General features: G+C 60.4%; 23 protein-coding genes. 15 read left to right on the top strand and 8 right to left on the bottom strand.

From position 1 onward, the window contains the following. Nucleotides 1–5: 5 nt before the first annotated feature. Nucleotides 6–872 carry a branched-chain amino acid ABC transporter permease gene (locus tag VGG22_10080; GenBank protein ID HEY1728711.1) on the bottom strand — a complete coding sequence of 289 codons (867 nt, stop codon included), beginning with the start codon at nt 870–872 and terminating at the stop codon, nt 6–8. A gap of 17 nt (nt 873–889) precedes the next feature. Further along, entirely contained in the window at nt 890–2194 is a 1305-nt protein-coding gene (locus VGG22_10075; GenBank protein HEY1728710.1) for a substrate-binding protein, read from the bottom strand. A 191-nt stretch (nt 2195–2385) separates the two neighbouring features. Here VGG22_10075 and ugpB point away from each other — a divergent pair, with 191 nt between their 5' ends. Genes ugpB through VGG22_10025 form a run of 10 tightly spaced genes read left to right on the top strand, consistent with a single transcriptional unit; the run spans nt 2386 to nt 11743 of the window. Then, on the top strand, nt 2386–3705 hold the full coding sequence (gene ugpB, locus VGG22_10070) for a sn-glycerol-3-phosphate ABC transporter substrate-binding protein UgpB (protein ID HEY1728709.1): 1320 nt from the start codon (nt 2386–2388) through the stop codon (nt 3703–3705). Continuing rightward, entirely contained in the window at nt 3706–4587 is an 882-nt protein-coding gene (gene ugpA / locus VGG22_10065; protein ID HEY1728708.1) for a sn-glycerol-3-phosphate ABC transporter permease UgpA, read from the top strand. It abuts the gene before it with no gap. Further along, a complete protein-coding gene (ugpE, locus tag VGG22_10060; protein HEY1728707.1) occupies nt 4584–5429 on the top strand; it encodes a sn-glycerol-3-phosphate ABC transporter permease UgpE in 846 nt (281 codons plus the stop codon). Before ugpA ends, ugpE begins: the two co-directional genes overlap by 4 nt. Before the next feature lies 1 nt (nt 5430). Next, complete coding sequence (locus VGG22_10055; GenBank protein ID HEY1728706.1) at nt 5431–6519, top strand: sn-glycerol-3-phosphate import ATP-binding protein UgpC; 1089 nt, start codon at nt 5431–5433, stop codon at nt 6517–6519. After that, nucleotides 6516–7265: a glycerophosphodiester phosphodiesterase gene (gene ugpQ / locus VGG22_10050; GenBank protein ID HEY1728705.1), complete on the top strand. Its 750-nt coding sequence runs from the start codon at nt 6516–6518 to the stop codon at nt 7263–7265. The genes VGG22_10055 and ugpQ overlap by 4 nt, the downstream gene beginning before the upstream one ends. Beyond that, nucleotides 7262–7426 carry a hypothetical protein gene (locus VGG22_10045; protein HEY1728704.1) on the top strand — a complete coding sequence of 55 codons (165 nt, stop codon included), beginning with the start codon at nt 7262–7264 and terminating at the stop codon, nt 7424–7426. The genes ugpQ and VGG22_10045 overlap by 4 nt, the downstream gene beginning before the upstream one ends. A 13-nt stretch (nt 7427–7439) precedes the next feature. Next, complete coding sequence (locus VGG22_10040) at nt 7440–8222, top strand: YmdB family metallophosphoesterase (GenBank protein HEY1728703.1); 783 nt, start codon at nt 7440–7442, stop codon at nt 8220–8222. Then, nucleotides 8219–9715 carry a glycerol kinase GlpK gene (gene glpK, locus VGG22_10035; protein ID HEY1728702.1) on the top strand — a complete coding sequence of 499 codons (1497 nt, stop codon included), beginning with the start codon at nt 8219–8221 and terminating at the stop codon, nt 9713–9715. The genes VGG22_10040 and glpK overlap by 4 nt, the downstream gene beginning before the upstream one ends. Then, nucleotides 9670–10869, top strand: coding sequence for a glycerol-3-phosphate dehydrogenase/oxidase (locus VGG22_10030; GenBank protein ID HEY1728701.1), 1200 nt, complete (start codon nt 9670–9672; stop codon nt 10867–10869). The genes glpK and VGG22_10030 overlap by 46 nt, the downstream gene beginning before the upstream one ends. A 4-nt stretch (nt 10870–10873) precedes the next feature. Beyond that, entirely contained in the window at nt 10874–11743 is an 870-nt protein-coding gene (locus VGG22_10025; GenBank protein HEY1728700.1) for an NAD(P)-dependent oxidoreductase, read from the top strand. Here VGG22_10025 and VGG22_10020 read toward each other — a convergent pair. The 4 genes from VGG22_10020 to VGG22_10005 are packed head-to-tail and all read right to left on the bottom strand — an operon-like array spanning nt 11740 to nt 16118. Beyond that, on the bottom strand, nt 11740–13431 hold the full coding sequence (locus tag VGG22_10020; GenBank protein ID HEY1728699.1) for an amidohydrolase family protein: 1692 nt from the start codon (nt 13429–13431) through the stop codon (nt 11740–11742). The two genes, VGG22_10025 and VGG22_10020, sit on opposite strands and share 4 nt — an antisense overlap. Before the next feature lie 9 nt (nt 13432–13440). Beyond that, nucleotides 13441–13989: a DUF4337 family protein gene (locus VGG22_10015; GenBank protein ID HEY1728698.1), complete on the bottom strand. Its 549-nt coding sequence runs from the start codon at nt 13987–13989 to the stop codon at nt 13441–13443. A gap of 7 nt (nt 13990–13996) precedes the next feature. Then, entirely contained in the window at nt 13997–15250 is a 1254-nt protein-coding gene (pfp, locus tag VGG22_10010; GenBank protein HEY1728697.1) for a diphosphate--fructose-6-phosphate 1-phosphotransferase, read from the bottom strand. A 16-nt stretch (nt 15251–15266) separates the two neighbouring features. Beyond that, nucleotides 15267–16118, bottom strand: coding sequence for a fumarylacetoacetate hydrolase family protein (locus VGG22_10005; GenBank protein HEY1728696.1), 852 nt, complete (start codon nt 16116–16118; stop codon nt 15267–15269). A gap of 87 nt (nt 16119–16205) precedes the next feature. Between VGG22_10005 and VGG22_10000 the strand changes: the two genes are divergently transcribed. The 3 genes from VGG22_10000 (at nt 16206) to VGG22_09990 (ending at nt 22062) form a co-directional block, all read left to right on the top strand. Continuing rightward, a complete protein-coding gene (locus VGG22_10000) occupies nt 16206–17090 on the top strand; it encodes a serine hydrolase (protein ID HEY1728695.1) in 885 nt (294 codons plus the stop codon). A 36-nt stretch (nt 17091–17126) separates the two neighbouring features. Further along, entirely contained in the window at nt 17127–17777 is a 651-nt protein-coding gene (locus VGG22_09995) for a peroxiredoxin (GenBank protein HEY1728694.1), read from the top strand. 79 nt (nt 17778–17856) lie between these two features. Then, nucleotides 17857–22062, top strand: a complete 4206-nt coding sequence (locus VGG22_09990) for a DEAD/DEAH box helicase (protein HEY1728693.1) — start codon at nt 17857–17859, stop codon at nt 22060–22062. Nucleotides 22063–22110: 48 nt separating this feature from the next. Here VGG22_09990 and VGG22_09985 read toward each other — a convergent pair whose 3' ends face one another. Continuing rightward, entirely contained in the window at nt 22111–22518 is a 408-nt protein-coding gene (locus VGG22_09985; GenBank protein HEY1728692.1) for a hypothetical protein, read from the bottom strand. Nucleotides 22519–22535: 17 nt separating this feature from the next. Between VGG22_09985 and VGG22_09980 the strand changes: the two genes are divergently transcribed. Both VGG22_09980 and VGG22_09975 read left to right on the top strand, forming a co-directional pair. Continuing rightward, a complete protein-coding gene (locus VGG22_09980; protein ID HEY1728691.1) occupies nt 22536–23258 on the top strand; it encodes a DUF2461 domain-containing protein in 723 nt (240 codons plus the stop codon). 63 nt (nt 23259–23321) lie between these two features. Beyond that, nucleotides 23322–24011, top strand: coding sequence for a hypothetical protein (locus VGG22_09975; GenBank protein HEY1728690.1), 690 nt, complete (start codon nt 23322–23324; stop codon nt 24009–24011). Here VGG22_09975 and VGG22_09970 read toward each other — a convergent pair. Continuing rightward, entirely contained in the window at nt 24008–25438 is a 1431-nt protein-coding gene (locus tag VGG22_09970; protein HEY1728689.1) for an amidohydrolase family protein, read from the bottom strand. The two genes, VGG22_09975 and VGG22_09970, sit on opposite strands and share 4 nt — an antisense overlap. Nucleotides 25439–25457 lie beyond the last annotated feature (19 nt).

Here is a 25457-nt window from a genome sequence, read left to right as displayed (position 1 = left end):
CGCATCTACGCGCGCCCCTCGACACCGAGCAAACCTTGCGGCCGCACGATGAGCACGACCGCCATCGCAACGTAAAGCATCACCGACGCGTAGTCGGGCGCAAATGCTGTCGTAAGGCTGATGATCTCGCCGGCGACGATGCCTCCGAGGATCGCGCCGAAGAACGACCCGACACCGCCGATCACGATCACGACAAAGCACTGAACCAAAACATCGGTACCCATGTCGGGATTAATGGCCAGCAACGGCCCGTCAACGATTCCAGCCAGACCTGCGATCGCCGCTCCGAGCGCAAAGACGAGCATGAACGTTCGTTTGACGTTGATGCCGAGGATATTGACGATGACGACGTCGTCGATACCCGCGCGAACGATCAGTCCGATGCGCGTGCGGAACAAGATGAGGTAAATGATTGCCAGCGTGATTGCCGCGATCGCAATCACGATGACGCGATACTGCGGATAGTAGATTCCGGCAATATTGACGATACCGCTCGCCCAAGCAGGCGTTGAAAGCAGACGCGTCTGCCCGGTGAAGATTGCGCGCACGACTTCGACCAGAATGATCGCCAAACCGTACGTGACGAGAATTTGATCCTGTTTTGGGCGTGCGTAATAAAGGCGTATCAAGACACGTTCGATTACGATCCCCACGATAAAGGTAATGACGAGCGCACCGAGCATCGCCAGAAAGAAGTGATTGGTTTGCGAGTAGACGATCCAACCCGCGTACGCGCCGACCATCAAGAGCGCGCCGTGGGCGAAATTGACGAAACCCAGCAAACCGAACACGATCGTCAAGCCGAGCGCAACGAGAGCGAGAATCGCACCAAGCGCAAGCCCGTTGAGGGCTTGCGCTTCGATGAGATGCATTTAGGACGTGGTGTGCTTTAGGTGTAAGAACCCATGTGGCAGTTGGTCTCGTCCAACGGCTGCATGCATTGTTCGCCCGGCACGAGCGCAACGATATCGAAGAAGTCGTCCTTGTTCTTCATCGCGCTTCCGGCTTTGCCACGCAGGACCGGGCACGGCCGAACCTGCTGATGATCGGCGGCGCGGTAGTACACTTTGCCGAGCATCAGCTCGATCGGCTTTCCTTCCTCGAGTGTCTTAATGAGGACCGGAGGATTGAACGTCTTCGCACGCGTGACGGCATCGGCCCAAATCGCGGTTTGCGCATAGGCGATGTGCGCCGTCCAGCGCGGAATTACGCCCGGGAACCGCTTTTGGAAGCTCTCGAGGAATAGCTTCGAGAGCGGGAAGCGGTCCGCAAAGGCGTAGTACCAATCTTGCGTGCCGTACACGCCTTGCATGATGTCCGGGCCTAAACCGTCCGGCAGATACGTCGAGATGTTCGGGATCACGAGCTTCATCTTTTTGGTGATGCCGAACTGCACGGCTTGCTTCGTGGACGATATACCGTCGTTGCCGAACTCGATGTTAATGAATACATCGGCGTCCGAGTTCGCGATGTTGGTGAGATACGAGCTGTAGTCGCTCGTTGGGAACGGCGCGACGACGTCGGCGACCGTAGTCCAGCCCAGCTTTTCGAGATCGGCTCGCATCGAGTTTGTCAGCGAGTGACCGTAGCTGTAGTCGGGCGTAAGGAAGATCATCTTTTTCTTCGGTCCGTAGGCTTTGACCAGATACGGATCGATCGCTTTTGCAACCATATAGGCGTCAAGCTGCGAACGGAAGCCGTAGCGTTGGCAATCCTTCCCCGTCGTATCGTTGGAGCCGCTCGCACCTACCATATAGAGAACTTTCTGTTGCTGCGCCAGCTTTTGCAACGCGATGTCTACCGCACTACTGACTCCACCTGATATCATGATCGCTTTGTTCTGCGTCATGAACTCGGTCGCGCGCTGAATCGCCGTATCCGGCTTTGTCTCGGTGTCCGCGACCTTGTACGTGACCTTCTTGCCGAGCAGCCCTTTTTTGCCGGCAAGTGACGGGATTTTCCCCATGACGCCTGTGCCGTTATTCAGGTCTTCCATCGCAAGGATGTAGCCCTTACGCTCATCCTCGCCGTCCGCCGAATACGAGCCCGTCGTCGGACAAAGCAGCCCGACGAATATCTCGCTGCCGCTCGTGCCTGCTGGGTAATTTCCAACCGCCTCATCCGCCGCGCTCGACCATGGTGTCGCAGTCGCCGCAACCGACAGACCGGCTGACGCGCCAAGGGCCGTTTTCAAGAAATCTGTCCGCTTGACTCCCAAGACCAGCCTCCTCCTCAAATGCGAAAGCGCCCACGCCACGTAGGCCCGCCGGGCTTCGCGCGAGCGCACCTTAAGTCATCTTAAAGAGGGAGCACTTGCGGAACCGGCGCAGTTGGTTTGGCCGCACAGCGCCCAAAAACCGGGCCGCCATTTGCTATGGAGACAGGATGATCAGACGAATCCTCTGCCTCGCGTTAACGGCCGCGTTTCTTACGCTAGGAACGCCGCAGCCCGCGAAGGCCGCTCCCATCGAAATCCAATTCTGGCACTCGATGGGATCGCAGCTCGGAATCTACCTGAACGATATCGTCGATAAATTCAATGCATCGCAGAGCGACTACAAGATCGTCGCCCTTTACAAGGGGACGTACGACCAGAGCATGGCTGCCGGGATCGCCGCGTATCGCGCGGGCGACGCACCGGCGATCTTGCAAGTCTTCGAGGTCGGGACCGCAACGATGATGGCCGCGAAGCAGGCCGTAATCCCAACGTGGGAAGTGTTTCAGAAAGCGGGAGTCTCGCTCAACACGAGCGCGTTCATCCCGACGATTGCAGGCTACTACAGCCAAGGCAATCCCGCGCGCCTGGTATCGATGCCGTTCAACAGCTCGACTGCGGTGCTCTACTATAATAAGGATGCCTTCCAAAAGGCGGGTCTCGATCCGAACAAGCCGCCGAAAACGTGGGACGAAGTAGCCTCCGACGCTGCAAAGCTCAAAGCGTCGGGAATGGCGTGTGGATTTACGACCGGTTGGCAAGGCTGGATCCAGCTCGAACAATACAGCGCGTGGGAAGGGCTGCCGTACGCGACCGAAGACAACGGCTTCGGCGGGCTGGGTACGAAGCTTGTGTTCAACGGACCGCTGCAAGTGAAGCACATTGCACTCTTGCAGAAGATGGCGAAGGATGGAACGTTCACGTACGTCGGGCGCAAAGACGAACCGACGCCGAAATTCTACAGCGGCGATTGCGGCATGTTGATGGAGTCGTCCGGATCACTGGGTGACATCATCAAGTATTCGAAATTTAAATACGGCGAAGCGATGATGCCGTACGATCCCGCCAAAGGTGCGCCGCAAAACGCGATCATCGGCGGCGCTAGTCTCTGGGTATTGAACGGAAAGTCTCCGGAAGTCTACAAGGGCGTCGCGAAGTTTTTCAACTTCCTCGCCTCGCCCGACATTGCGGGACTCTGGAGCGCGGAGACGGGCTACCTCCCAATAACCAAATTTGCGTACGCAAACCTTCAGCTCAAGGGCTTCTATAAGGATCATCCCGAGGTCCCAATCCAGCAGATGCTGTTGCATCCTCCGCTCGCGTGGACGCGTGGCGTGCGGCTCGGAAACATGCCACAGATCCGCACCGTCGTCGACGAAGAACTCGAGAACGTCTGGAGCCAAAAGAAGTCCGCGAAGCAAGCCCTAGACGATGCCGTTGCGCGCGGCAACGACCTCTTGCGGAGTTTCCAAACAGCAAACGGCGGATAAGTGAAGCGATCGAACTTTGGAAGTCCCTGGCTTCCATATGTGTTGGTCGCTCCACAGGTCATTGTAACGATCCTATTCTTCTTGTGGCCTGCCGGACAGGCGTTGGTCCAGTCCGTGCAGGCCCAAGACGCATTCGGATTCTCGACGCACTTCGTCGGACTCGAAAATTTCCGCGCGCTCTTTTCCGATCCGCGTTATCTCGCAAGCTTTCGAACGACGATCGTCTTCAGCGCCTGGGTGACGATCAGCGGTCTCGTTATCTCACTCGTCCTCGCCGCGACGGCTAACCGCGCCGGCAGAAGCAAGGTTATCTATCAGACACTGCTGATTTGGCCGTACGCCGTACCGCCTGCAATTGCGGCCGTGCTTTGGTCGTTCTTGTTCAACCCTAGCCTAGGCGTGATCACGTACGCACTCGCGCGATTCGGCATTGTCTGGAACCACGCGATCAATCCGGGACAAGCCATGTTTCTCGTCGTCGTGGCTTCGGTGTGGCAGCAGATCAGCTACAACTTCGTCTTTTTCAGCGCAGGACTGCAAGGGATTCCGAAATCGCTCACTGAGGCGGCTGCGATCGACGGTGCGGGACCACTGCGACGTTTTTTTGACGTCGTGATGCCGCTGCTCTCGCCGACCACATTTTTCTTGCTCGTCGTCAACATCGTGTACGCGTTCTTCTACACGTTCCCGATCATCGACGCCGCAACGGGCGGCGGCCCCGTTCAGGCGACGACCACGCTCGTCTACAAGATCTTCTTCGAAGGCTTCCAGAGCTTCGATCTTGGTAAATCGGGTGCGCAATCGGTCGTTTTGATGGCGATCGTGATCGGACTTACGGTCATCCAGTTCCGTTACATCGAACGCAAGGTTCAGTACGGATGATCGAAAACCGTCCGCTCACAAACGTGCTCTGCCACGCCGTACTGATCTTGGGCGTGCTCTTCGTTGCCTTTCCGCTCTACATCGCGCTGGTCGCAGCGACGCTGACCGCGGAACAAGCGGTGCACGTACCGCTGCCTCTCACGCCCGGAACGCACCTATGGGCAAACATCACCGACGTTTGGCAGCACGGTACGGGCAACGCCGCCTACCCCTTCCGCAGCATGATGGCAAACAGTTTCATCATGGCAATCGGCATCACGGTCGGCAAGCTCGTGATCTCCATCGTGTCGGCCTTCGCGATCGTGTACTTCCGTTTTCCGTTACGCACTCTTGTCTTCTGGGCGATCTTCGTGACGTTGATGCTCCCCGTCGAAGTTCGCATCTTTCCGACGGTCGAAGTCGTATCGCACTTACATCTGATCAACAGCTACTCGGGATTAATCATTCCACTCATCGCCTCGGCAACGTCGACGTTTCTGTTCCGTCAATTTTTCCTTGCGCTGCCGGATGAGCTGGTCGAAGCCGCGCGGGTCGACGGTGCGGGCGCGATGCGGTTTTTCTTCGACATCGCCGTTCCGCTGACGAAAACCGTAATCGCCGCGCTCTTCGTGATCGATTTCATCTACGGCTGGAACCAATATCTGTGGCCAATTCTCGCTACGAACGTTCCGCAGATGATTACGGCCGTCGTCGGCGTGAAGAGCATGATGGGGAACGGCGACGTCGCAACGGCCTGGCAGCTCGTGATGGCCGCAACGCTGCTCACGATGTTGCCGCCGCTGCTGGTCGTGCTCTTCATGCAGCGCTGGTTCGTGCGCGGCCTCGTCGAGTCGGAGAAATAGCGTGGCAAGTCTCACGTTTGATAGCGTCGCAAAGTCCTACAACAGCAAGACGTTCGTCTTGCGGGACGTCAATGTCGATATCGGTGACGGCGAGTTCATCGTCATCGTCGGGCCGTCGGGCTGTGGCAAATCGACCTTGTTACGCATGGTTGCCGGTCTGGAAAGCGTCACGTCCGGAGAAATCCGCATCAACGGCAACGTCGTCAACCGGCTGGAACCGAAGGATCGCGACATCGCAATGGTCTTTCAGAACTACGCACTGTATCCGCACATGACGGTCTACGACAACATGGCGTACGGTCTGAAGATTCGCAAGATGAGTAAAGCCGACATTCGCACGCGGGTCGAAAAGGCAGCGAACATCCTCGAGCTCAACGACTACTTAACCCGCAAGCCACGCGAGCTTTCGGGTGGACAGCGGCAGCGCGTGGCAATGGGACGCGCAATCGTTCGTGAACCCGCGGTATTTTTATTCGACGAGCCGCTCTCGAACCTCGATGCGAAGCTGCGCGTCCAGATGCGCTCTGAGATCCAGAGCCTGCACGGACGCTTGCGCACGACGAGCTTGTACGTCACGCACGACCAGGTCGAAGCGATGACGCTCGCACACCGCGCAATCGTGATGAATAAGGGCGACGTCCAGCAAGTTGGTACACCGACCGAAATCTACGAGCAGCCCGCAACGCTGTTCGTCGCGAGCTTCATCGGTTCGCCTCCGATGAATCTGCTGCAAGGCCGCATCACTCCGGGCGGTGAGGACTTCGTCATCGACGGTGGACCGACGCTGCCGTTGCCGAAGCGCTCGGCGGAGATCGCCGGACGGGAGATTATCCTCGGCATTCGTCCCGAGCATCTGCAAGCCGCAACCGAGAATCTCGCCGACGGGAGCGCGCGCGCCGAGCTGAAGGTCGATTATTGCGAGCGCCTCGGAGCGGAGAATCTTGCCTACGGCCATTGGGGCGCTCAAAACGTCGTCGCGCGCTTGCCGAACGAAACGTTGCCGGCGTCCGGTCAGAATTTCGCGCTTGCAATCCGGCCGAGACTTTTCCATTTTTTCGATCCCAGCGATGGTAAGCGAATAGAGGCGTGAGGGGAACCTGGCCGTACGCGGGCGTCGTAGCACACCGCGGCGGCGGATCGTTAGCCCCGGAGAACACGCTCGCAGCGTTTGAAACTGGCGCACGCTTTGGTTTCAAGCTCGCGGAATGCGATGTCAAGCTGAGCGGTGACGGCGTGCTCTTCTTGCTACATGATGACACGATCGATCGCACGAGCAACGGTCACGGCGCGGCCGCAAATCTTCCCTACAACGAAATCGCCGGCTTCGACGCAGGCTCCTGGCTTGATGCGAAGTTCGCAGGCGAGCGAATGCCGACGCTCACCGATCTCGCGCAGACGCTGAAGCGGCTCGATATGGGCGTGAACCTCGAAATCAAGCCGTCGCTGGGACACGACGCGCAAACCGGAACCAGCGTCGCGATCGAAGCCGCGCGACTCTGGCTTGGACGAACGCCGCCGCTCCTCTCGTCGTTTTCGGAAGACGCGCTCGGTGCGGCGCGTAATGCCGTTCCGGACCTTCCACGCGGATTGCTCGTCACGAAGGTTCCGCCGGATTGGCGCGACCGTACGCGGCGCTTGGAATGCGAAGCGATTCACGTTGCGCATACGCACCTCGATGCCGAAGTCGTACGCGCGTTCAAGGATGCCGGCCTCTTCGTGATGGCTTATACCGTAAACGATCTCTCGCGCGCGCGCAGTCTCGCGGAATGGGGTGTGGACGCGATCTGCACTGATCGCATCGACAAGATCGGGCCGGCCTGGAACGACCTCACGTGAAGTGGGGCGCGCCGCTCTTCGTCGTGGCGGGCGAAGGCGGAAACCACTGGGGCACACTCATGGCCGGCGCAGCGCTGGCGACGTTGCCCACGTTGATTGTCTTCTTTTTCGCTCGCAAGCAGATATTGAACACGTTGATGGAAGGCGCCGTCAAAGGCTAATGTTGTTAAACTAATGCGGATTCTTTTCTTTGGTGACATCGTCGGTATGGAAGCAACACAGCTGCTCGCACATCACATGCACAAGTGGCGCGCGGAGACGACGGCCGACGTGATCGTCGCGAACGTCGAGAACGCGCTCGTCACCCAGTTGGAAGACCCAAACGTCGCGTACGGGTTGGACGAAAAGCTGGCCGACATTTTGCTTAATGCCGGCGTCGACGTGCTAACCGGCGGCAACCATTCTTGGGACAAGCTCTCATCGCAAAACGTCTACGAACGCGACAACGTCTTGCGTCCGCACAACATGACCGAACCGGCGCCGGGACGCGGCGTGCTCAAGATCGACGTCGACGGCCGGCCACTGGTCGTCGTCAATCTGATCGGCACGAGCGCCCTCTACCCGCCGCTCAAGGCGCGAAAAGCGCTCGACGTTTTCGAGGAGCTGACATTCCCGAAGGATGCAGTCGTGATCGTTGATTTCCACGGCGAGCGCGTTCTCGAAAAGCGAACGTTTGCGCATGCGATCGACGGACGCGCTGCACTCGTCGTCGGGACGCACACGCACGAACCGACGCTGCGCCTGGAACAGTTTCCGAAGGGTACATTTTTCTGCGGTGATGCGGGGATGTGCGGGCCGAGTCTCGGAGTCGTCGGCATGGCGCCCGAATGGTACGTCCGTCGAATGCGCGGCAAGCTCGAGCCGGGGTTTAGGCTCGCAACCGGGCCAATTCAAATCGGCGCCGTCGTGCTCGACACGGAAGCTGAAGAGCTCGAACGTTTCTTGCCGGATCTGTGAGTAAATACGTCCTCGCCCTCGATCAGGGGACAACGAGCTCACGCGCGATCGTCTTCGACGCCACCGGCAGTGCGCGTGGCTTGGCGCAGCAAGAATTCACGCAGCATTTTCCGCAACCGGGCTGGGTCGAGCACGATCCCGAAGAGATTTGGTCGACGCAGCTCGCAACGGCGCGTGGCGCAATCGCCGACGCCGGTATTTCGCCGAGTGAAATTGCGACGATCGGCATCACCAACCAACGCGAGACGACGATCGTATGGGAGCGCGACACGGGCAACGCGGTTCATCGCGCGATCGTATGGCAAGATCGCCGCACCGCCGAGCGTTGCTCGGAGCTCGAAGCTGCGGGGCACGCACCGCGCGTCGCACGCGCGACCGGCTTGCGTCTCGATCCGTATTTCTCAGCCACGAAGATCGAGTGGCTGTTGCGCAACATTCCGGGATTGCGGGCGCGCGCCGAACGCGGCGAGCTTGCATTCGGTACGGTCGACGCGTGGCTCTTATGGAAGCTCACCGGCGGTGAGTCACACGCCACCGACTACACGAACGCCTCGCGCACGCTGCTCTTCGATCTCGAAAAACTCGCCTGGAGCGACGAGCTGCTTGCGATCTTCGACATTCCACGGGCGCTATTGCCGGAAGCGCTGCCCTCGCTTGCAACGTTCGGAGCAACCGATCCGCAGCTGTTCGGCACGTCGATTCCGATCACGGGGATCGCCGGCGATCAACAGGCGGCGCTTGCGGGTCAAGCCGGCTTCGCGCCGGGTCTCGCAAAGAACACGTACGGAACCGGATCGTTCGTCGTCCTGCACACCGGCGAGCGCATCGTGCGCAGCAAGCACGGCCTTCTGGCGACCGTCGCGCTCGGAACGGAACCCGGTCATGCGACATATGCGCTCGAGGGTTCGATCTTCGTGACCGGCGCGGCCGTGCAGTGGCTGCGTGACGGACTCGGCATCATTACATCGGCGGCCGAGATCGAAACGCTTGCCGCGCAAGTCGACGACAGTGACGGCGTCGTTTTCGTCCCGGCGTTTACGGGTCTTGGAGCACCGTATTGGAATCCATACGCACGTGGAACGATCGTGGGCCTCACGCGCGGAACAACGCGCGCGCACATCGCACGGGCGGTGCTCGATGCGATCGTGTTGCAGACCGCGGAAGTCGTAAGCGCGATGACGCGCGACGCCGGAACGGCGCTCGGTGAGCTGCGTGTCGACGGCGGGGCGGCTGCAAACGATTTACTGCTTGCGCTGCAGGCCGACATACTCGGGTGCGACGTCGTCCGGCCGGCGACGCTTGAGACGACGGCGCTTGGCGCCGCGTACATCGCCGGCGTGGAGGCCGGCGTTTGGCGCGACTTCGATGAGGTGGCGCAGCACTGGCGCGTCGGCAAGCGCTTTCACTCAAAGATCATTGCGAGCATTCGTGACGAAAGGCTCGCAGCATGGCAACGCGCGATCCGAGCAGCAACGACCGCTTCGACGTCGTAATCATCGGCGGCGGCGCGACGGGTCTGGGCTGCGCGGTCGACGCGGCCTCGCGCGGCTATCGCACGGCGCTTTTTGAGGCCGGGGCTTTCGGCACCGGCACGTCAAGCCGCTCGACGAAGCTGATTCACGGCGGCGTTCGTTACCTCGAACAATTCCGGATCGGCCTCGTCCGCGAAGCGCTTGCGGAGCGCGCGATCCTCCGGCGCAATGCGCCTGACCTCGTCAAACCGATCGGCATCATCGTCCCCGTCCGCACCGTGTTCGAGCGCGCTTACTACGCGACCGGGTTGCGGATTTACGACGCACTGGCCGGACGCGCGAATCTCGAACCGAGCCGGACGCTCTCCGCGAGCGAGACCTTCGAGCATCTGCCGAACTTGCGGCACCAGAAGATTGCCGGCGGAGTCCGCTACGTTGACGCGCAGTTCGACGAGATGGGTTTGCTCGCGGCGCTCGCACAGACGGCACGCAACCTCGGTGCCGAGCTCCACGAACACGAGCGAATCGTGCGACTCATTTCCACGAACGCTCGCCTTAACGGCGTGATCGCACGCGCAGAGGGCGGCGAGGAACGAATCGTCTCGGCGCGTGTGGTTGTGAACGCTACCGGACCACGGTCGGATATCATCCGCCGCCTCTCGGATCCGAATGCCAAGCAGATGCTGGCACCCAGCCGCGGATCGCACCTCGTCTTCCCGCCGGACGTCCTCGGCGGTAGCGACGGCTTTATCATTCCGAAGACCGACGACAAACGCGTCATCTTCGCGTTGCCGTGGAAAGGGAAGACGCTTGTCGGCACGACTGAAGTCGCAGATGCGCCCCTCGACGATGACCCCAAAGCCTCCGATGCCGAGATCGATTACCTAATCGCGCATCTCAATCGCTACATCGAGCGTCAGGTCACACGCGCGCAGATCGTCGACACGTACGCTGGTCTTCGGCCGCTGATTCACGCGGGCGGCGGCAGGTCAGCCGCGCTTTCGCGCGAGCATCTGATCGAAAGCGACACACAAGGCTTGGTGAGCGTCCTCGGCGGCAAATGGACGACGTATCGACGCATGGCGGTGGACGCAATCGACGTTGCAGCGCGCAATGCGGACCTTCAAAAAGTGAGATCGCTAACCGAGGATTTGGTACTTTCGACCCCAAGATAGCCGCATGAAAATCGCCCTGTTCGGAACCGGAAGACTCGGAAGTGGAATGGCAGAGCGGTGGTTGAAAAGCGGCAACACCGTTCACGTTTGGAATCGCACCGCAGACAAAGCACGCGCGCTCGAATCGTTCGGAGCCAAAGCCTTCGAAGATCCGCTCGCAGCACTCGACGGCGTCGAGATCGTGCATATTATTCTTTCCGACGATGCGGCGGTCGACGGCTTGCTCGATCGCATTCTCGAGCGCATTCCAAAAGGTACGCTCGTCATCGACCACACGACGACGTCACCTGCCGGTGCGGCGGAGCGCGCCGCGCGCGGCGATAAGGCCGGCGTCGCGTTCTTGCACGCTCCCGTGTTCATGTCGCCGGCAACCGTACGCGAAGGTACGGGTTTGATGCTGGTTTGCGGTCCGGCAGCGCGCGTGAAGAAAGCCGAAGACCATCTGAGGAAAATGACGGGCGAGGTCTGGAACGTGGGCGAGGATCCGCGCCACGCAGCCGCATTCAAGCTGTTCGGAAATGCGATGATCGTAACGATCGTCAGCGGGCTTTCCGACGTCTACGGGATGGCTCGCAGCGTCGGCGTCGAGCCAAGTAGCGCGCACGCACTTTTCTCGCACTTCAAGGCCACGAACTCGATCGACATTCGCGGAAAGAAAATGGCCGCCGGAGATTTCAGGCCGTCGTTCGAGCTGACGATGGCACGCAAGGACGTGCGCCTGATGCGCGAGATGGCGGATGCCGCCGACGTCGAGCTGCACGTCTTGCCGGCAATTGCCGAGCGTATTGACGACCTGATCGCCGTCGGTTTAGGAGACCGCGATCTCGCCGTCATGGCGATCGACGCGGTTTCAGAGGCAGCTGCAGCCGGCTAGATAGCCGCCGTCTTCGCGAAGTTGTCGAGCAACAAGCCCGGACGCTGACCGTTGTGTATCGGGACGTTGTCGGTGACGACACGCGTTCCGTTCACCCACACGCCTGCGATACCGCGGCCATCGCGAATCAGACGGCTGTCACCACCCGGAAGATCGTGTACGCGGCGCGGGCGTGAGACGCCGATCGTCTCCGGGTCGAAGAGCAAGAGATCCGCGTGCGCGCCGACCGCGATCCGTCCGCGATCCCGAATTCCATAAATGTCAGCCGGCCACGACGTGATGCGCCGGATTGCATCTTCGAGCGTTAAGCTCTTCCGCTCGCGCACCCAGTGACCCAGCAAGTGCAGTCCGTAACCCGCATCGCAGAGGAATGTAAGGTGCGCGCCCGCATCCGAGAGCGCGATGATGCTGACATCGTCCTTGAGAAGCTGCTCGACTGCGTCTTCATCGTAATTGAGCACGTGCGCCGAGTACATCGTTGCCAAGTTCTCGTCCAGCGCCAAATCGAAAAAGACATCGAGCGGATCTTTGCGCTGGCTCTCCGCAACCTCAGCGACCGTGAAACCCTCGACCGAACCATTGCGCGTCTCGGCGACCGCTGAGATCCAAACGCGATTCCAATCCCCATAGAAGAGTTTCCCGCGCTGCCGCTGCGCGAATGCGTCACGTAGTGTCGCGCGAAATTGCGGGTCGGAGACTTTCCGGCGAACGATTTCGGGTTTACCGCCGCGCAGCTCGCTCCACAATTCGTAACTTCCGAACGGATACGCATTGCAGAGCGTGAACTCCATGGTCAACGGCTGGCACGAGACTTGCGCGTACATCGGATGGCCGCGGTCCGTTGCCTCGGTGCAGCGGCGCAGGAGGCCGTAGCAACGTTCGGGATCGGCGGTGCTGTGCAAAGCTGCGGCCCAAATCACCGGACGGCGCGTCGTTGCCGCCATCTCTTCCAGAAATTCTCCCGACGTGCCCGGACCGCCGGTAATCATGAAAACGCCGCGCCCAACTTCGCCAAGCGTGCCGATGAGCGTTCGAAATTCACGTTCGTCGGCCAGGCGCGACGGCATCGGCGCGCCGCCATCGCCGAAATGGCTATGACTTTGGGTCGAAGCGAGACCGATCACCCCGGCGTCGAGCGCTTCACTGAGCAACGCGCGCATCTCTGCGAGCTCGTCATCGTTTGCGGCGCGCTGCGAAGCAGCTTCTCCCATCACCGCAGTGCGCAGCGTCGAGTGACCGGCGAACACGGCCACGTTTGGAACGAAGCCTTTGCTGCGCAGCATCGCTAAATATTCCGGTATGCTCTCGAAGCTCCAATCGATCCCGTGCTCGAGTGCTTTGAGCGACATGCCTTCGACAACGGCAAGATTGCGTGCGATCAGCGAACGCAGCGCCGGCGGTGCGGGAGCAATCGTAAAGCCGCAGTTTCCCATCACGACCGTCGTCGCGCCGAGCGACGGCGACGGCGATGCACCCGGATCCCACGTAATCTGCGCGTCGTAGTGCGTGTGCACATCGACAAACCCCGGTGAGAGGACGCGGTCATCCGCGTCGATCACTTCGCGCGCCGGCCCGGTGATCGCACCGATCTGGGCAATGCGATCGCCTTCGACCCCGACGTCTGCACGATATTCCGCTCGGCCGGTACCGTCGACGACGCGTGCATCTTTGATAATTAGATCGTACATCTGCGCACCCTAAACTGGTATGCCGGCGATCGCAAAGCCGACGCCGACGAGGGTCGACACCGAGGCGATCACCGGAAGAATGATCGTGCCGGCAATCGTGGAGATCGAGAGAATCACGATTGCGACTTCAAGAAACGTGGCGGAGATCTCCAGTATTTCGTACGAGTGCACGAAGCGCTCGCTCTTGGAATCATAGGCGTCGGCTTGTTGCTCGTAGTCTCGCGCTTGGGCAAGCACCGTTGCTTTAGATTGATGCTCGTGCTGGACGACTTTGCGCAACGCCGCCGTTGGGTGCGCGCTCGTCGTGAGCGCGACGGTGTAAACATCTTCTTTGATCGATTTCGCTTGATAGTAACCGTACGCGTCGCTCGCGTGCGTGAACGCCAAGATCGCATTGTTCTTGGCGGTAAGCGCTTGATTCGAACGCTGATGGACGAGCAGCGTAACGAGCGCCGCCATCACGGCGATAACCGCAGCGGCAATCGGCGTAATCCGCGAGACGCCGTGCCTATCGTGGTGCTCGACCGCGTCCGCGACGACGTCCTTGTATTCGCCCAATCCGCTCCTATCGAGCCGGTGCCGGCTCCCCGACGACTCTGCCGAACCGGCTCGCGAACTCCTGCGGTGAGAGCGAGGTCTGAACGGCAAGGCGCGATAGCCGTGGCTCTTCAAGATCGCTCGGCTCGAGGCGGATCATGTATTTGCGCGCGACCTCGTACGATTCGGTCGTGACGTCGACCAGCCGGACCCGTATGCGACCGGTATTAGGGTCGGTCAGCTCCTCAAGCGTTACCGGAACCATGTGTCCGCCCGAAAGCGCGATCAATGCACCACTGCCGCCGGCTAACAGATGCCGTACCGCGCCGTAGCCGAGCGTGCGCGTGTACTCGACGTCGAACGGCACCGGCTTTGCGCAGCGCAGCTCGTAACCGATGTCCTTCGTGACGACCGTGTTGTCGAGACCCAGCTGCGAGAGCCGATCGCGGACGGCATCGCGCAGCATCATGCCGAGCGGGATGTCGGCGAGGCGTGTGTGACCGTATGCATCGCGCGTAACGTGTTCGGACTCGAGCTTCTGAATGTCCATGCGCTCGGCGATCCCTTCGGCGATCACCGCGACGCCGTGATCGGCGCCAAGCTGTTTGCGTTTGATGATCGAGCCGCATATCGTATCGACGACATCGTCGAAAAGAATCTCACTCCCGAACTCTTCTGGAATCACAGCGAGCGTCGCGCCCGCGGCCTTGCAGATTCCAAGTGCGAGCGCACCCGACTTGCGTCCCATCGTGACGGCCAAATACCAGCGCGATGCGGTCCGCGCATCTTCCATCAAATTTTCGAGGATGCCGGTTCCGACCGTGCGCGCCGTTTCGAACCCGAACGTCGGCGCGTTGTCTGGAAGCGGCAGATCGTTGTCGATCGTCTTCGGGACCGTTACGATTCCGAGGCGGCCCTTCGTCTGCGCTGCAATTCGCGCGGCGCCGTACGTCGTGTCGTCGCCGCCGATTGCGATGACATAGCGGACGCCAAGCTCGAAGAGCGAGCGAATACAGCGCTGCAGCGTCGCGTCGTCTTTGGCTGGGTTCGTTCGCGACGTGCGCAGATACGAGCCGCCGGTAAAATGAAGCCGCGAGACGTTTTCGATTGTCAGCTCGCGGACGTGGGAGATATCACCGTGCGCAATGTGCAGGTAACCGTCGTATAAGCCGATGACACGCAAACCGCTATTGATCGCTTCGATCGTCGCCGAAGCAATGACGCCATTGATACCCGGTGCCGGTCCCCCTCCGACCAGAATCGCAAGCGTGTCGTCGTTCATGTTTTTCTACACGCGGTTAGACCGTTGCGGGCACCTTTGAAACGACAGGATTTTGCAGGATGCCGAGCTTCTCGATCTCGAGTTCGATGATGTCGCCATCTTTGAGAAAGAGCGGCGGTTGGCGCTTGAAGCCGACGCCTTCCGGCGTCCCCGTCGCAATAACGTCACCCGGTTCGAGCGTCATGAAGTTGCTCAGAAACGCGATGATTTGCGCGCAGCTAAACACCATGTCCGAGGTATTGGAATCTTGCACGACACGTCCGTTGAGCCGCGTTTTGATCGCAAGCTTCTGCGGATTGCCGATCTCGGATGCCGGAACGAGCGCAGGTCCGAGCGGTGCGAACGTGTCGACCGCTTTGCCGGCGCCCCATTGACTCGTCTGCATTTGCAGATCGCGCGCGCTGACGTCGTTCATGATCGTATAACCGGCAACATACTCGAGCGCTTCGGCTTCGGTCACGTACTTGCAGCTCTTGCCGATCACGATCGTTAGCTCGTTCTCGTAATCGACGTTGCCCGGATTGTTGCGCGGCAACACGATCTGCGCGCCGTTCGCAATGAGCGAATTGCGATATTTCGGGAACATCGTCGGGACTGTGGGAAGCGGTTGTCCCGTTTCTTCGGCGTGCTTGCGGTAGTTCAACCCGATGCAAATAACTTTGTCGGGATCAGGAATGACGGGGCCGATCTCGACGTTTCCGCTGACAGGCTTACTGCTTTTCTCGCGCGTGGCCGCCGCGTCGAGCGCAGCCTTTCCACCGGCAAGCAACGCCTTGACCGAAAGATTGCCCTCACCGGCGATGTCGATAACCGAACCATCGCGCTCCGCGCCGGCGCGCCAGGAGCCGCCGCCTACTCGATAACTCACAATTCGCATGGCCGCCCCATGCGCCGAAGGTCGCGCCGTTCCCTATCCCCACGAGGCCCAATATCGTGTGGCCGAGTATGCCCCGGCATGGCCGTCACACCGGCTCCCAAGCTCGACTACGATGCGGCGCTCGCATATGCGGAACGGCACAAGCTGCACGCGCTCGTCGTCGCGCGCGGCGGCAAGGTCAGCTTCGAGTGTTACGGGCCGATGTACGCGTCGGATCGTCCTCACGCGATCTACAGCGGGACGAAAAGCTTCTGGGGAATCACAGCGGCGGCAGCCCAGGAAGACGGTTTGCTGCGCCTCGACGAGCAAGTTGCGCGAACGATTCCCGAGTGGGAAGAGAATCCGCGCAAAGAGCTCGTGACAATACGCGATTTGCTGAATCTCACGGCCGGATTCGGATTCGGCGGATTGGGCAACGCGGTCCCCGGGGCTGCGGCAGCGATAGCATTGCCGCTGCAAACGATGCCGGGCGCTACGTTTACATACGGCGGAATCGCTCTGCAGATCTTCGGTGAAGTGCTGCGCCGCAAACTTGCACCACGCACTATCGAGCCGCACGACTATTTGCGCGAACGTATTCTCGACCCGATCGGCCTCGAGATCCAGGCGTGGCGCAAGCTCAAAGACGGAACGCATCCGCTCCCGACCGGGGCGTCGCTCGGGCCGCTCGAATGGCTCAAGTTCGGGCAATTCTTGCTGGGGCGCGGCACCTATAAAGGAAAGAACATTCTAAGCGAAGCCTCCGTCACGGCGTGTTTCGAAGGCTCGCGCGCGAACCCGCGCTACGGACTCGGTTTTTGGCTCACTCCGTTTCCCGACGTTCCGGGGATCGTTTACGCCAGCGGATCAGGCGGGCAGGCGCTTTACGTTTTGTTTGCCTTTGACACAGTCGTCGTGCATTTCGGCCAGAGCAACTCGTGGAAGCACGAAACCTTCCTCAAAAAGTTACTGTCGCGGTCATAAACCGCACCCTACAAAACAGCGAGGAGCTAAATAGCCATGAGTACCACGATCGCGGCCTCGATGCCGCGGCTCGGCGACACCGCGCCGGATTTCGAAGCGGATACCACGCAAGGTAAGATTCGCTTTCACGATTGGATCGGCGACAGTTGGGCGATCCTATTCTCACATCCGAAAGATTTCACGCCGGTCTGTACCACCGAACTCGGCTACGTTGGCAAACTGCTCCCGGAGTTCAAGAAGCGCAACGTCAAAGTGATCGGTCTGTCGGTCGATCCCGTCGATTCGCACAGCGGCTGGGTGAAAGACATCGAAGAAACGCAAAACACAAAAGTCGATTATCCAATCATTGCGGATCCGGAGCGCAAAGTCGCCGGCATGTACGGCATGATGCATCCTGCGCACGATGAGGTGTTCACGGTTCGGACGGTTTTCGTGATCGATCCGAAAAAGAAAGTTCGGCTCATGATCACGTATCCGCAAACGTGCGGACGCAATTTCGATGAGATACTGCGCGTGATTGATTCGCTTCAGCTCACCGACAAACACTCGGTCGCAACGCCGGTGAATTGGAAGCAAGGCGACGACGTCATCATCACAACGGCCATCAGCAACGAAGATGCGGACAAACGCTTCCCGGGCTACCGGACCATCAAGCCGTACCTACGGATGACGCCCCAGCCCAAGTAGAAGCTCAGTGCCCTACTGGTGGCATCGAGGGCGGGAAGGATGAAACTCCTTTCCGCTCTCGCTATTTCTAGGATGCACCGTGATTGAGTTCGACCCGATCGTCCGCGACTGGTTCGCGCAGCGCTTCGGCGAGCCGACTGAGCCGCAGCGCTTAGGCTGGCCCGAGATTCGCTCTGGCCGCGATGTGCTCATCACGGCCCCGACCGGCTCAGGTAAGACGCTGGCTGCCTTCCTATTGTGCCTGGACGAGCTGGTGCGGCGCGCGCAGACGCCGGCCGGCCTCCCCGATCAGACCCTGGTCCTGTACGTTTCTCCCTTGCGCGCGCTGACCAACGACGTCCGCCGCAATCTCGAGACGCCGCTCGGCGAGCTGAATGCGCTTGCGAGCGAGCGAGGTATCGGGCTCGCGCCGATCCGCACCGCGGTACGCACCGGCGACACGAGCGAAAGCGAGCGCGCCAAGATGCTGCGCACGCCGCCACATATCTTGGTGACGACGCCGGAATCGTTGTTCATCTTCTTGACGGCCGAACGTTCGCGCAATCTGCTGCGCTCCGTCGGAACGATCATCGTCGACGAAATTCACGCGCTCGCCGACGACAAGCGTGGCTCGCATCTCGCACTGACATTGGCCCGTCTCGATCATCTCGTCATGTCGAGCGGCGGAAGTAAACCACAGCGCATCGGGCTCTCTGCGACGGTAAAGCCGCTCGAGAGCGTGGCTGAATATCTCAGCCCGAATGCGACCGTCATCGATATCGGTCACCGCCGCAAGATGGAGCTCGCAGTCGAGATTCCGGGCGACGAGCTCGGCCATGTCGCGAGCAACGAGATGTGGGACGACGTCTACGATCGCATCTGCGAGCTGATCGGGGCCAATCGCACGACGCTCATCTTCGTTCCGACGCGGCGCATGGCCGAGCGGGTCACCTTCGCGCTTACGAAGCGTCTCGGGCCGGATGTCGTCTTGCCGCATCACGGCAGTCTTTCGCGACCGGCACGTTTCGTCGCCGAGCAGCGTCTGAAGGCCGGAGAGATTCGGGCAGTCGTTGCAACGGCGTCGCTCGAGCTCGGCATCGACATCGGAACGATCGATCTCGTCGTTCAGCTCGGCTCGCCGCGCTCGATCGCGACCGCACTGCAACGCATCGGACGTTCCGGTCACTGGGTCGGCGCAACACCGAAGGGCGTACTCTTCGCCCTCACGCGCGATGAGCTGATCGAATGTGCAGCGCTCGTGCGCTCGATTCGCATCGGTGAGATCGATGCGCTGTGCATTCCACCGCAGCCGCTCGACATTCTCGCCCAGCAAATCGTTGCTGCGTGTGCAACCGACGAATGGAACGAAGACGCGCTTTTCGCGCTCGTTCGCAGAGCTTATCCGTACCGCGATCTTTCGCGGGCAGAGTTCGACGAGATCGTCGCGATGCTGGCCGACGGCATTGCGACGTCGCGCGGCCGCAGCGGCGCATTCCTCCATCACGACCGCGTCAACAAGATCATGCGCGGACGGCGCGGTGCGCGACTTGCCGCCATCACGTCCGGCGGCGCCATCCCCGACGTTGCATCCTACGCGGTGATCGCCGAGCCCGACGGCACGACGATCGGCTCGCTCGATGAAGATTTCGCCGTCGAGAGCATGGCCGGTGACATCTTCCTGTTAGGGACGACGTCGTGGCGGATCAAGCGTGTCGAACAGGGTGTCGTGCGCGTCGAGGACGCGCAAGGCGCGCCCCCGTCGATTCCGTTCTGGAACGGTGAGGGTTTAGGACGCACGGTCGAGCTTTCGCGTGAAGTCTCGAATTTGCGCGAAGAGATTGCGCGGCTGTCGGCAAGCGACATGACGGCGGCGCACGCGATGCTGATGGAACAGTGCTCGCTCGATGAAGGCGGCGCGGCGCAAGCGATTGCGTACGTGCAAGCCGGCAAAGCGATTCTTGGCGTCGTTCCATCCCAAGACACGATCGTCGCCGAGCGATTCTTCGATGAAGGCGGCGGGATGCAGTTGATCCTGCACGCTCCGTTCGGAGCGCGGATCAACCGCGCATGGGGACTCGCGCTACGCAAGCGCTTCTGCCGTTCGTTCAATCTCGAGTTGCAGGCGGCTGCGACCGACAACGGTATCGTTCTCTCACTCAGCGACTCGCACGCCTTCCCGCTCGATGCCGTCTTCGAATTTCTCAAGACGGCGAGTGCGAAGGAAGTGCTGACGCAAGCAATGTTGCCCGCGCCGATGTTCGCGTCACGCTGGCGATGGAACGCGATGCGTGCGCTTGCGATTCTGCGATTCACGGGCGGACGCAAGGTGCCGCCGCAGCTGCTGCGCATGCGCTCGGAAGACCTGATGGCGGCGGTGTTCCCGGATCAGGCCGCATGTCCGGAAAATCTCGACGGACCGATTCGCATCCCGGATCATCCGCTGGTCCGCGAAACGATCGACAACTGTTTGCACGAAGCGATGGATCTCGACGGTTGGGTTGAGATTCTCGGCCGGCTCGAACGTGGCGAGCTACGCACGGTTGCGATCGACACTCCCGAGCCCTCGGCGTTCTGTCACGAGATTCTCAATTCGAATCCGTACGCATATCTCGACGATGCACCACTCGAGGAACGTCGCGCCCGCGCCGTCACCCTGCGCCGCACCATGCGTACGGCAGTTGACGGCAGCGACGGCGTCGGCATCCTCGACCCGGCTGCAATCGCCGAAGTCATTGGGGAATCGTGGCCGGTCGTCCGCAACGCCGACGAGCTGCACGACGCACTGCTCTCACTGATCGCGGTTCCGCCGCACGCTGCGTGGTGCGCGTTCTACGACGAACTGGTCGCGCAGCGGCGCGCAGCAACGCTGTGGTTCGGCGAGCGCGCGTTCTGGACGAGCGCGGAACGCCTCGACATCGCACAGCGCATCTATCCAGAAGCCAACCTCGATCCGATAATCGACGCCGTGCCGTCGTCGCGTCCGCTTCCCGAAACGAGCGAAGCGGCGTTTGCGGAACTCATTCGCGGCTGGCTCGAAGTACTCGGACCAGTCACGATCGCAGAGCTTGCGGCAAAATTCGGTCGTCCGGACGACGTCGTCGAGATTGCGATCGCACAGCTCGTCGGCGAAGGTCAGGTTCTGCCCGGACGCTTTAGATCACAGGAAGAAGACGAGTGGTGCAATCGGCGGCTGCTCGCGCGCATCCATCGGATGACGCTCGGCAAGCTGCGGCGCGAAATTGAACCGGTGACGTCGGCCGAGTTCATGCGCTTTCTCGTGCGTTGGCAACACGTTGCGCTGGGGACACGCCTGCACGGCGTCGAGGGGACGCTGAACGTCATCCGGCAGCTGGAAGGCTACGAGATTCCGGCAATCTGGTGGGAGACGCAAATTTTGCCGCGCCGCGTCGCCGGCTACAAACCGGAATTCTTGGACGAACTTTGTCACACGGGCGAGGTGATGTGGGGACGGCTCTCCGCGCATCCCTCTGTCGACGCCGTCGATCAGGAAGGACGCAAGAAGCGCATCCGTCCAACGCGACTTGCGCCGATTGCATTTTTCTTGCGCGAACGTGCCGAAGACCTGATCGTCGGCGGCGACGGTGAACGCGCACCGCTTTCGGGAGGCGCACGCGAAGTGCTAGCCGCGATCGACCGCTGGCGCGCACCGTTCTTCAACGATATCGTTCGCGAAACGGGACGTCTGCCGGCTGAAGTCGAGGAAGCGCTCTGGGAGCTTGCAGCTGCGGGACTCGTCAGCGCCGATCGCTTCGATGCGTTGCGTTCACTGATCGACAGCAAACGCCGTCTCGGCGAAAAGGGCTTACGTCAACGGCCGCGTTCTGCGGGCGGACGCTGGACGCGGCTGCCGGTCCTCACCGGCGAATCGCATACGCTCGAAGCCGAAAGCGCTGCGCACATGCTGCTCGCGCGCTGGGGGATCATCTTCCGCGACATCGTGGCGCGCGAGATCAACTTGCCGCCGTGGCGCGAGATCCTCTGGCAGCTACGGCGCATGGAAGCGCAAGGCGAGATCCGCGGCGGACGATTCGTCGCAGGCTACGTCGGCGAACAGTTCGCACTGCCCGAAGCGCTCGATGCGGTCCGCGCGGTTCGTCGCAGCGCGCCGAGCGGCGAAGAGATCACGCTCGCACCGAGCGATCCGCTGAATTTGATCGGCGTGATTCTCCCAGGCTCACGCGGCGACGCTGCTGCAGCGGGCCGCGTTCGTTTGATCGACGGCGTTCCAGCCGAGCTCGCACCCAGCGACGTCCGCTGGCTGCCGAACGCCACTGCATCAGCCTAGATTGCGACGCGGTGGTGGCGCGATGCCCCGCCTGTTCCCTCGAACTCGCTACACTCTCAGCGTGAACCCGTCGTCACCGGCGTTGCAATCTTGCGAGCCCGGCGGTGACGGTCGGCGAAAATCGAGCTTGAAGTGCAAGCGCGATGAGCCGGCGCCCGCGTCCGACGAGCGTTTGAAGTCGTAGCCGAACGTATATTGCTGTCCGGGTGCGAGCGGCGGGATGCCGCGATTGTCGACCTTACCCGTCCCACCGAGATCGATGTCGACGAACTGCAGTACGTTTGAAGCCTGTTTGGCTTTACCGACGTTCTGGACGATGCCGCTGAGATGATAGATGGTGTTTCCGGCTTGCACCGAGCTGCTCGCAATCCGGACGGAGATGATTGCCGGATCGGCCCCGCTGCATGCCGTGTTTTGCGCGAGAAGCAAGGTGCCCAAAAGTACAGTAAGAAGCATGGGTCGCTTATACCCGCATGGAGAGATTTGAAGGCTTCCCCCCACGGGGGCTCCGTTTTCTACGCGATTTAGCCAAAAACAACGATCGCGCGTGGTTTTTGGCCCGCAAGCACATCTACGAAGAAGATTTGCTACTCCCGATGCAGAGGCTCGTCAACGAGCTCTCCAATCGCTTCGAGCGTAAGCGCATCCCGGTATACGGTGATTTGCGCCGCTCGATTTTCCGAATCTATCGCGACGTGCGATTCAGTAAGAACAAGCTTCCGTACAAGACGCACTTTGCCGCGTATCTTTCACCCGACGGCGGACGACATACGCCGGGCGGACTTTACATCCACGTCACGCCGAAGGAACCGTTCCTCTCACTCGCTTTCTACGACATGCATCCCAAACTGTTGCAGCGTTGGCGCATAGCGATGTCCGAGGATCCGAAAGACTTCACCAAGGTGATTCGCGCGCTGAAACGCACGAAGCTGGAGCTCATTCATCCCGACGACGAAGACGATTCGTTGCAACGCATGCCGCGCGGCTTCACACATCTGAACGATACGCCGCTCGGACCATATTTTCGCTTGCGGAACTTTCTTATCCACGACGACCTGCCGGTCAAGATGCTCAGCTCGCGCGCACTCGTTGAGCGCTCCGTTCGATTCGTCGAGCGCTGCTTGCCGCTGCTGGCATACGGCTGGCGCCTGGCTGCCGAGAGCTTCGAAGCAACCGGCTACGACGACTTCGGTTGAGCCGCGGTTAAATTTCGGGTACGGAACAAGCCCAGCCCCAGAAATCTCTGTTAGGAACTTAGTATGGCTGTTCGCTTGTTGGCCGCCCTGGCGGCGTTCATTTGTCTGCCGACGATAGCGCTCGCGCAGGTAGCGCCGCCCGACGGTATGGCGCCCCAACGTGCGCCGATGTATGCGCCCGAACCCGGGTCGCAGTTCAATGGAACGATGCTGCAAAGCATTAGCTCGAAAACCGCACACGTCGGCGATCAAGTCGTGCTCGTCAACGTGGACTCAGTCGACGGCTCGATAACGGGCGCTCGCATGTTCGGACGCGTTGCTGCCGCGCAGCACGCGGGTCAAGGACAGAGCGGACAGGTCTATCTTTCTTTTGATACGTTGCAGCTCTCGAACGGTGCGATCTATCCGATCGCCGGCGAGGTGACGCGCGTGAACGTCAAAACGACGAACAACGGCGCGAAGGAAGCCCTTGGCGCGCTCGGCGGCATGATCGTCGGAAACATTCTCGGTAAGTGGATCGGCACGAACGCCGGCGGATTTCTTGGCGCTGCGGGCGGCTTTCTCATTGCGAAAAACAATCGCGAAGACGTCAGTATCCCGGCCAACTCGAGCGTGAACGTGCGTCTCGTCCCGGCGCGTCCGCAAGAACAAGAACGCGGCAACGGCTATCCGCCGGCCGAGCCGCAGCCGCAAAACGCTCCGCCGCCTCCGCCGAACGCGCCGCCGCCGGAGAACTCACAAACCTTCCGCTAGGTTTTACGGCTCAAGGCGGCTCCGGATAGAATATCGGACGCAATCTTACGCGGCACGTTCTGGCCGCCGCCCGGCGTACCCAAGAACACAGCGTCTTCGACGACTCTTTTTCCACGCAGGATCGTCGTTGAAGGCCAGACCGCTGTTTCGTAACCTTCCCACGGTGTGTAGTCCGATTCGTGGAGGTTCTCTTTCTGAATCTTTCGCGAGGAACGCGGATCTAGAATCGTTATATCCGCGTCGCTCCCGGCCGTGATAGCCCCCTTGCGAGGATAAAGCCCCATTATGCGCGCTGCATTCGCTGCGATCACGTCGACGAAATGCTCAAGCGTACATTTTCGTTTCGTAACCATCTCGGTGTAGACGACGCTTACGCGCGGTTCGACACCGACATTACCTCCGGTCGTGTCGTCAATTTGTTCGCGCGCAATCTTCACCGAATAGGGCGTGCACACGCCGTCGGTCGACATCGTACTAAGCGCTCCCGACCTCGTTATCGCGTCCCAGAGCGCTACTTGATCCGCACCTGTCTTAAGAGACGGATACGTGTGATAGATCTGTCCGTTCGGACGCTTGTAATCCTCACTCGTGAATAGGGCGAATTGGTGGAGCGTCTCCCCATATATTGGAAACCCTTTAGCCCGCGATTCCTCGATCGCATTCACGCCCGCGGCTGCGCTGACGTGCATGAGATAGAGCGCGGCGCCTTCCACATTTTCGGCAAGCCGTATCACGCGCCGGAAGGACAAATCTTCGGAGAGCGCGCTGTGCACTTCAGCCATATTGGAGAAATGGCCGCGCCCTTGCGCAAAGAGCTTCTTGTACATATGCATGACGAGATCGTCGTCTTCGGAATGGATGCACGCGAGGCCACCATTGCCGGCGAGCTGCTGAAGCACTTCCCAGATGTCACCGAAGTGCAGCTTCCAGTTCTTACGCGCCGGCCGGACGTCCGTCGTGTAGATCTTTATAGTAGGATATCCCGCGCTAATTGTTTCCGGAATTTGTGCGATGACGTTCTCGGGAACGGCACCGTGAAGCGTGACGTGAAAGGCATAGTCGCAATGGCACTGCCCGCGAAAGTCACCCTCTCTTCGTTCGATCGCGTCCTGTAGCGTTAGCCCCTCATCCCAAACGGCGAAATCAATAATCGTTGTGGTACCACCGTAAAGTGCCGCTCGGCTGACGACCTCTGATCCCGCGCTGACCGTCCCTACCGGTGTGCCCCACTTGCAGTGGATGTGCGGATCGATTCCACCGGGGATGACGATTTTGCCGGTTGCCTCGATCACGGCATGCGCTTGATCATTTCTAAACGTGCCACGCGCGCCAACTGCAACAATTTTTTCCTGGTGTATGGCGACTTCGTAGTCACCGACTCCGCCTGGTGTCACGACTGTATCGCTGCGTACGATCAGGTCAAGCACAACATTTCTCCCGAGGAGA

The sequence above is a fragment of the Candidatus Baltobacteraceae bacterium genome, assembly GCA_036489885.1.
In the GTDB taxonomy this organism is placed as follows: domain Bacteria; phylum Vulcanimicrobiota; class Vulcanimicrobiia; order Vulcanimicrobiales; family Vulcanimicrobiaceae; genus JAFAMS01.
The sequence above is the reverse complement of the archived record's forward strand: the minus strand, read 5'-3'. Positions and strand labels throughout refer to the sequence as shown.